A 9,338-nucleotide genomic window follows, 5' to 3' on the forward strand; every position below is an offset into this window, starting at 1 on the left:
TTTGGAACCAATTATATTCGGAAAAATATGTAAGCGCAAACGCATACATCAAAGGAAAAACGCTTTAATACGGTGACGCTTTGTAGGTTTTTGGTTTTAACGGAAGTTTTTGCATAATAATATTTTTGGATTTATAATGGCAATGTTGTTACAAAATTCCAAACGTTTTTTGACAATTAAACTAGTAAAAACAAATAAAGGGAGGATATTATGCAAAAACAAACTGGGGTAGAAAAGAATGTACTAGAAAAGGAATTTTTCGCTATAAAGGATATTGATTATATTGAGCTTTACGTTGGCAACGCTAAACAAACAACTTTTTATTTATGCAACGGATATGGTTTTCGTCCCCTTGCTTATTCAGGATTAGAAACAGGTCAAAGAGACAAAGTTTCTTATGTTCTTCAACAAAAAAACATCCGTTTTGTTGTAACTGGTGCTCTTCAATCCGATCATCCGATTGCCGAGTTTGTAAAACTACATGGTGATGGTGTAAAAGATGTCGCTTTACGTGTGGATGATGTTGAAGGCGCTTACAGAGAAGCGGTTTCACGCGGTGGTATTCCAATCATGGAACCTCAAGTGTTAGAAGATGAAAATGGATCAGTTAAAAAAGCAATTATCGGAACATACGGTGATACTATTCACACACTGATTGAAAGAAATGATTATAAGGGTGAATTTTTACCAGGATATCAAAAAGCAGATTTTGATTTTCCTGTTGCTGAAACAGGATTAATTGGAGTGGACCATATTGTTGGGAATGTAGAGCATATGGAAGAATGGGTTTCCTACTACGAAAAGGTAATGGGCTTTAAACAAATGATTCACTTTGATGATGAAGACATCAGCACTGAATACTCTGCCCTTATGTCAAAAGTTATGCATAACGGTGGAAGAATTAAATTCCCTATTAACGAGCCAGCGAATAGTAAACGCAAGTCCCAAATCGAGGAATATCTTGATTATTATAACGGAGCAGGGGTTCAACATGTTGCCGTACTAACGAATGATATCGTTACAACGGTAAATGCATTAAAGGCCAACGGGGTGGAATTCCTTGATACTCCTGACAGCTACTACGATATGCTGACAGAACGAGTAGGCGAAATTGATGAAAGTATTGAGAAATTACGTGAGCTAAAAATCCTTGTAGACCGTGATGATGAAGGATACCTATTGCAGATTTTTACAAAACCAATTATGGATCGTCCAACTTTATTTTTTGAAATCATTCAGAGAAAAGGATCTCGAGGTTTTGGAGAAGGAAACTTTAAAGCATTATTCGAATCTATCGAAAGAGAACAAGAACGCAGAGGGAATTTGTAAGATCTTATTATGAACCAATAAAGGGGGAAATCATATGAAATTAGATGATAGAATAGATAATTTTAATCAAAATACTAGTCTATATCCCTTTTTGAATCAGTTAATCGATTATGCAGGGATTTTCCCACCAACAAGTCTTACTCTAGATGAAGCAATCCGTAACTATGCTTCCTATCAGTTAGACAAGGATTCATGGATGCTTGGACCGTTTATCGTCCAGGCATCCCGTTTAGATGAACTGGATCCATATATTACTTTGTTTTCAAACGAACGGCCTTTAACGATTTCGGCAGTAGGAACAAAAACTAGTAATCCAACAGAACATCATAAAATTTTGCTTGCTGATTTGAAAAAAATTGATTTATTTCGGAAGCGCCATGGTCAGGTTATACAAATAACTACTTTGGAAATGCCATTACTTCCTAATATACCAGACTTAAATCTATTAAATACAATCTCTAAAGAAACAGTGAAACTTGGATTACAAACTTACTGTGAGGTTCCTGCACCTTTAAATGCTGAGTGGGAAAAAACATTACATAAATCTTTAGATGTTATTGCTGCTCATAATAGCAAAAGTTCAGTGACTTTAGGATTTAAACTCCGTACTGGCGGCGTAACAGCTGATGTTTTTCTAAATCCGAGACAGGTAGCACTGGCAATAAAAGGATGTTGTGACCGGAATCTTGCAATGAAATTCACGGCTGGATTACATCATCCAATTCGAATGTATCGAGAAGAGATTGACGCAAAAATGCATGGGTTCATCAATGTATTTGTAGCAGGAATGTTGACCCATCTTCATCATCTTGATTTACCAACGATAGAGAAGATACTCGCTGATGAAGAGGTAAGCAACTTTACTTTTCATCCGAATGGAATTTCTTGGTGTGGTTTAAAAATGACTAGTAACGAAATAAAAAACCTTCGCGACTCAGTATTACGTTCATATGGATGTTGTAGTTTCGATGAACCACGCGAAGATATGAAAGCATTGGATATTTTGTAATATGAGGAGGATACAAATGACTCATTCGTTCATTGAAGTTAAAGCAGATTCCCATTTCCCAATTCAAAATCTTCCTTATGGAGTATTCCAACCTAAAAATGGAGGATCTCCTCGTGTTGGTGTGGCGATAGGAGATTTCGTCTTAGATCTTTCGGTTATAGAAGATGCGGGACTTTTAAACATCCCAGAATTACAGGGAAAAGAAGTTTTTAAACAATCCACCCTTAATGCATTTATGACGACGAACCGGAAAGTATGGAGCACAGTTCGTACAAGCCTTCAAAAACTATTAAGTTCTGATGAACCAACTCTTCGGGACAATTCTACCCTTCGCGATCAAGCATTTTATCAACAAAAGGATGTTGAAATGCTTTTGCCTGTAGAAATTGGTGATTACACAGATTTTTATGCTTCAAAAGAACATGCGATGAATGTAGGGGTCATGTTTCGGGGGAAAGAGAATGCATTAATGCCGAACTGGTTGAATCTACCGGTTGGATATCATGGACGTGCTAGCTCAATCGTATTAAGTGGTACAGATGTACGTCGACCACTTGGGCAAATGAAAACGTCAGAAAGTGATACTCCTGTATTTGGGCCTTCCCTCCGCTTTGATTTTGAATTAGAAATGGGATGGTTTATCGGCCCTGGTAACGATCTTGGAAAATCTATTCCGGTTGATGAAGCGGAGGATCATATCTTTGGTCTCGTGCTTGTAAATGATTGGAGTGCACGTGATATTCAAGCTTGGGAGTATCAACCACTAGGACCTTTCCTAGGCAAAAACTTTGCTACCTCGATCTCACCTTGGGTTGTACCACTAGAGGCGCTAGAGCCTTTCCGAGTAGATGGGCCTAAACCAGAAGTGGAGCAACTCCCATATTTACAACAATCCGGAAAAGGATCCTTTGATATTCAATTAGAAGTACATCTTCGTGGAGAAAGGATGGATTCACCGCAGCGTATTTGTCAAAGTAACTTCCGCCACCTCTACTGGAGTATGGCTCAGCAAATCGCTCATCATACGGTAGGTGGTTGTAATTTACGTACAGGGGACTTGCTAGCTTCGGGAACCATTAGTGGATCAACACCTGAATCACGAGGCAGCTTATTGGAATTAACATGGGGAGGATCTGAACCCATTCAAATGAATAATGGTGAACAGCGAAATTGGTTAGAAGATGGCGATGAATTGACCCTAACTGCATGGTGTCAAGGAGATGGCTATCGCATCGGATTTGGTGAAGTGACTGGATGTATTCTCCCCGCACTAGAATACTCTAAAGTCCAAAAATAACCCTTTTTTCTACTAATCTATCATCCAGGAGGAATCGTTATGCCATTTTACAAAAAACTAGGAAACATTCCAAGAAAGAGACATACTGCTTTTCGAAAAGAAGACGAGTCTCTTTATCGTGAGCAAGTCATGGGTACAAAAGGGTTCTCTGGTATGCAATCCATTCTTTATCATCATGATGCTCCTACAGAAATTGTTAAATCTGAATTATATGCAGACTGTCATCTTGAATACGAGGAACAAAAAGATTTATGTCACCGTCATTTTCAAACAGATTTTGAATCCAATCTTGGCGATGCCGTTAGCGGGAGACAGTTCATTCTTGGTAACGACGACTTGCTAATCGGAGTAGCGAAAACAACTAAAAGTATGGACTATTACTACAGGAACAGCGACGGGGATGAACTACTTTTTGTTCACTATGGTACTGGGAAAGTAGAAAGCATGTTTGGAACTATTCACTATGAACCAGGGGACTATATTGTTATTCCGGTTGGAACTATTTATAGAGTAGTACCTAATATTAATGAAGAAACTAAGCTTCTAGTGATTGAAACGACCAGCTGGATTACAACACCGAAACGTTATCGAAATGAGCATGGCCAACTTCTTGAACATAGCCCATTCTGTGAAAGGGATATTTTTGGGCCGGAAAAACTTGAAACTTTTTCGGAAAAGGGAAGTTTTGAAGTAAGAACAAAATCAAGAGGATTCCTTCATTCTCATTTTCTAAGCCACCATCCAATGAATGTTGAAGGATGGGATGGATATTTATATCCATGGAAAATTAATATTAGAGATTTCGAGCCAATAACAGGCAGAATTCATATGCCACCACCAATTCATCAAATGTTTGAAGGACATAATTTTGTTATTTGTTCTTTTGTTCCTAGACTATATGACTATCATCCTGATGCGATCCCAGCACCTTACTATCATAGCAATGTGGATAGTGATGAAGTTCTCTATTATGTAGAGGGGAATTTTATGAGTCGAAAAGGAATAAATGAAGGTTCAATCACTCTACATCCTTCTGGTATTCCTCATGGTCCGCACCCTGGAACCATTGAAGCAAGTATAGGCAAAAAGGAAACATTGGAATTAGCGGTTATGATTGACACATTCAAACCTTTAAAAGTAGTAAATCAGACCAATATTTTGGAAGACTCCAATTATAAATATAGTTGGGCCCCGAAATAAGTTTCATTCTTTAATTCTGTTAGGCATGAATACTTTCCTTTTTGCCACCCAATAAAAATGGGTGATAAAAAGGAAAGCAAAAAAAATAATCAATAGAGAATAGAAGTTGCAATGCAAATAAATTTGTTTTATTGCAAACGCTTGCCTTCGAAAGAAGACATTGTAGTCTTTAAGGTATCAGTCCTCATTACAGAAGATAAAGGAGAAGATGCATGAAAAAACCTTCATTTCTAGCCTCGATAGTGGTTGTGCTAAGTGTTATTACTTTATTAGCTATAAGTATTCTTTATTATGGTGTTGCACCTCATATTCCGATTGTCGCAGCAACGATTTTCGTTACCTGTTATGGCCTTATATTGGGTTCCAAATGGAAATATTTGGAGAATGCCATGGCAAAAGGGATTTTTTACGGAATCCCATCCATCTTAATTCTCTGTTTAATTGGAATGTTAATAGGGGTATGGGTTCTAAATGGAACAGTCCCAACAATTACTTATTATGGTTTACACATCTTATCTCCTGAATTTTTCTTAATGTCAACATTATTGATCTGTTCAATTGTCTCAGTTTTCTGTGGAAGTTCATGGAGTACTATCGGTACTATCGGGGTTTCTTTAATGGGAATTGCGTACGCTTTAGATATTTCACCAGCAATGACAGCTGGTGCCATTGTCTCTGGAGCTATTTTTGGAGATAAAATCTCTCCACTTTCAGATACTACTAATCTTTCATCAGCAACAGCAAAAGTAAATATTTTTGAACATATTAAACATATGCTATGGACAACAATTCCGAGTTATATCATTACATTGATTGCATTTACTGCAATTGGATTATTTCTGGATAAGGGCAGTGTAGATAGTAAACAAATCGAAACAATTATTAATGTTCTAAATGACGAATTCATGATTACACCCATCACACTACTTTCGCCACTGTTAATCATTATTCTAGCTGTAAAACGTGTGAGTCCTATTCCAGCACTTGTGATCGGTTTAATCGTAGCGGTTTTAACCACTTTCTATACTGTTCCAAATGTCGCGATTAAGACCATTATAGGAACAGCACATAATGGTTATGTTGCAGAAACAGGTGTAGAAGCGATTGATAGTTTACTTTCTCTTGGCGGGTTAAGCAGTATGTTATTTGGGGTTTCACTCATTTTAATATCACTTGCCTTTGGAGGGGTCATCCAACAAATTGGAATTGCCGAGTCCATTATTGGGGGAATTCAAAAAATGTTGAAAAGCAGGGGAAATGTTATCACGGCAACCGTTTTCTCTTGCCTGGGCATTAACCTAACTGTCGGTGAACAGTATCTATCCATCATTTTACCTGGGCAGTTATTTGAATCAGCTTATAAAAAGGTAAAACTCCATCCTAAAAATTTATCTAGAACGTTGGAAGATGCAGGGACAATCATCCATCCAATGATTCCATGGGGAGTAACAGGTGCCTTTATTATGTCCACCTTAAATATAGGCATGGAATACGTTCCTTATGTCTTTATTAGTATGATTACACCGGTTGTTGCGATTATCTATGGTTATACCGGAATTGGTTTGGCACCTTTGCAAGAAGAGGAAATAGAACCAATTGAAAATACGATTGAAGTAACAAGAAATGTAATGGAAGGTTAATAACTTACCAACTTACTAGGAGGAAATTAAAATGACATTAACATTACCAACTGAAAATATAACTATACAATCAACAGGTTCATTCGACATGTTTACTAAAATTCAAGGCCATGAACAAGTAGTATTCTGTAACGATCCGGCGACAGGCTTGAAAGCTATTATTGCGATTCATGATACTACCCTCGGACCAGCATTAGGCGGTACGAGAATGAGACCTTATCACACATTTGAAGAAGCTTTAGAAGATGCTTTACGCTTATCAAAAGGGATGACATACAAAAATGCTGCAGCTGATAATGATTTCGGTGGCGGTAAAGGTGTTATTATTGGCGATCCAATGAAGGACAAAACTCCAGAATTATTCCGTGCATATGGACAATTTATTGATTCCTTACATGGTCGATTTTATACAGGAACAGACATGGGAACCGTCCTAGATGATTTCGTTCATGCGCATAAAGAAACAAACTGTATTGCTGGTTTACCAGAGGAGTACGGTGGGGGCGGTGAAACATCAATTCCTACAGCTCTTGGAATTTTATACAGTATTCAGGCAGTTGCCAATACATTGTGGGGCCACGAAAATTTAACTGGAAAAAGATTTGCCATTCAAGGTTTAGGGAAAGTTGGTTTTAAAATAGCGGAACATTTACTAGAACATGGGGCTGATTTATATGTTACAGATGTTTCCGACGAAGTAGTAAAAACATTAGTAGAAAAAGCAAAACAAATGGGCGGAAAAGCAATCGCTGTCAAGGGTAATGAAATTTATGGAACGGATGCGGATATATTTGTTCCATGTGCCATTGGGGGCATTATCAATGATCAAACCATTGATCAACTAAAAGTACAAGGAATTGCGGGTGCGGCAAATAACCAACTTCTTCACGAAAGCCATGCTAAAGTTTTAAAAGAAAGAGGAATTCTCTATGCACCTGATTATATTGTAAATAGCGGCGGTGTTATCCAAGTAGCGGATGAATTATATGGACCGAATAAGAGTCGAGTATTAAGTAAAACGAAAAATATTTATCGTTCCGTTCTTGAGGTTCTACAACAATCAGAAAACGAAAATATTACAACTGTAGAAGCAGCAAACTTGATGTGCGAAAACAGACTGAATGTAAGAAAGACAAGAGATAGCTTCTTCTCTCCAAATAAACGTCCAAAGTGGCAAATTCGTCATTAATCAAATCCATTGTCAATGGGTATATAAAGTGAAACTTCCATCAGTGGGGGGAACTTACTGCCCGTTAAGTGTGGGATAAAAATTCCAAGAAGAGTAGTGATTGCTACTCTTCTTTTGTGCGTTTGGTTGCTTATCGGACTAACGGGTGAACACACTAACTTGATGGTGTAAGTGATAGTTGACAGGGCAGTGCATGTCTCTGAGGAATCGTGCGGAGGGCTGACAGCAAATCTCGGAAGAGGAGACTCTACATCATTAGCTGTTCCTTAAGGAGCTTTACCTAAATTATATCGTGTCATAAAATGTATCATATTATTGTAGAGATACAACCTGGTGATATGACAGAATTAGAATTAATTTCTCATAGCAGCGAAGAATGTGGGTACGTATTACAGGGAATATTGAAGGTATATTTAGGAGATCAACAATTTTACTTAAACGAAGGTGATAGTATTTCTTTCTCTAGTATGATACCCCCTCATTACAATAATCTTAGTAATGATGTATAAATTTCTGAGTTCTCCATAAAGAAAGGAGCGCCTTTGAGACGCTCCTATTTCATTAAACAAGAGATTGCCAAGATGAGTTTACTTTTTTAAAGTGCACATTCCTCAATTTCAAAACCTAAATCTTCAATTAGTCCCCAGTCACTTGTTGGTTCTTGTCCTTCAGTTGTTAAGTAATCGCCAACGAAGATAGAGTTTGCAGCAAATAATCCAAGCGGTTGCAGAGAGCGTAAGTTTACTTCGCGACCGCCTGAAATGCGGATTTCTTTTGTTGGATTAACAAAACGCATCATTGCTAAAATCTTTAAGCATTGCATTGGTGTTAAGGCATCTTGATTTTCAAGCGGTGTACCAGGAACGGCAACAAGGAAGTTACATGGAATTGAATCTGCATCCAATACATTCAATTGAAAGGCGATTTCTACCGCTTGTTCCTTCGTTTCGCCCATACCGAAAATCGCACCTGAACAAGGAGATAATCCTGCTTTTTTAGATGTACTAACTGTATCTACACGATCGTCATATCCATGAGTCGAACAAATAGAATCATAGTTATCAGCATGGGTATTTAAGTTATGGTTGTAGCGGTGAACCCCTGCATCGACAAGTCTTTCGGCTTGGTTTTCATTTAGAAAACCTAAACATGCACAAATTTTTAAATCTGTTTTTTCACGGATTTCCTTTACGGCACCAATGACGTGCTCTACTTCTTTATCCGTTGGACGGCGACCTGATGCGACAATACAATATGTACCTGCTTTACGGCGTTTTGCTTCAAACGCACCTTCAACAATTTTATCTTTCGTTAACCATGCATATTTATCAATCGGTGCTTCAGACACAATCGATTGTGAACAGTATCCGCAGTCTTCAGGACAAAGTCCAGACTTTGTATTGATAATCATATTAAGCTTTACTTTTTTTCCATAATAATGATGACGAATAAGATAAGCGGCATTCAGTACTTCTAATACTTGTTCATCTGGTACGTTTAAAATATGTAGGGCATCTTCTTTTGTAATACTTTCTCCGTTAAGAACATTTTGGGCAATTTGTTGCCAATTGATTTGCTTTGCAGTAGTCATATGTATCCCCTCTTTGTTAACTATTTATATTATAAGTTAACAATAGGTGGGGATATATGTCAACTTATATTTATTTAAAGTTT

8 protein-coding genes are annotated in these 9,338 nt (G+C 37.6%); 7 read left to right on the forward strand and 1 reads right to left on the reverse strand.

All coding sequences use genetic code 11. The features are described 5' to 3' along the window. The first annotated feature begins 210 nt into the window (after positions 1–210). From hppD to V7068_RS09730, 7 genes are all read left to right on the forward strand, one after another. On the forward strand, positions 211–1,329 hold the full coding sequence (gene hppD, locus V7068_RS09700) for a 4-hydroxyphenylpyruvate dioxygenase (protein WP_499712537.1): 1,119 nt from the start codon (positions 211–213) through the stop codon (positions 1,327–1,329). Positions 1,330–1,363: 34 nt separating this feature from the next. After that, entirely contained in the window at positions 1,364–2,338 is a 975-nt protein-coding gene (locus tag V7068_RS09705; RefSeq protein ID WP_499712538.1) for a hypothetical protein, read from the forward strand. A 16-nt stretch (positions 2,339–2,354) separates the two neighbouring features. Then, positions 2,355–3,635, forward strand: a complete 1,281-nt coding sequence (fahA, locus tag V7068_RS09710) for a fumarylacetoacetase (protein WP_499712539.1) — start codon at positions 2,355–2,357, stop codon at positions 3,633–3,635. Positions 3,636–3,674: 39 nt separating this feature from the next. Next, positions 3,675–4,835 carry a homogentisate 1,2-dioxygenase gene (locus V7068_RS09715; RefSeq protein ID WP_127761832.1) on the forward strand — a complete coding sequence of 387 codons (1,161 nt, stop codon included), beginning with the start codon at positions 3,675–3,677 and terminating at the stop codon, positions 4,833–4,835. Between the two features lie 212 nt (positions 4,836–5,047). Beyond that, positions 5,048–6,475: a Na+/H+ antiporter NhaC gene (gene nhaC / locus V7068_RS09720; protein WP_499712540.1), complete on the forward strand. Its 1,428-nt coding sequence runs from the start codon at positions 5,048–5,050 to the stop codon at positions 6,473–6,475. 31 nt (positions 6,476–6,506) lie between these two features. Further along, positions 6,507–7,664 (forward strand): Leu/Phe/Val dehydrogenase, encoded by a 1,158-nt coding sequence (locus V7068_RS09725; RefSeq protein WP_499712541.1) that lies wholly within the window; start codon positions 6,507–6,509, stop codon positions 7,662–7,664. A 302-nt stretch (positions 7,665–7,966) separates the two neighbouring features. Further along, positions 7,967–8,173 carry a cupin domain-containing protein gene (locus V7068_RS09730; protein WP_499712542.1) on the forward strand — a complete coding sequence of 69 codons (207 nt, stop codon included), beginning with the start codon at positions 7,967–7,969 and terminating at the stop codon, positions 8,171–8,173. A gap of 86 nt (positions 8,174–8,259) precedes the next feature. Here the strand turns inward: V7068_RS09730 and bioB are convergent, their stop codons facing one another. After that, a complete protein-coding gene (bioB, locus tag V7068_RS09735; RefSeq protein ID WP_403034779.1) occupies positions 8,260–9,255 on the reverse strand; it encodes a biotin synthase BioB in 996 nt (331 codons plus the stop codon). Between the last annotated feature and the right edge of the window lie 83 nt (positions 9,256–9,338).

The organism is Bacillus sp. JJ634, assembly GCF_036962285.1.
Classification (GTDB): Bacteria; Bacillota; Bacilli; order Bacillales; family DSM-1321; genus Peribacillus; species Peribacillus asahii_A.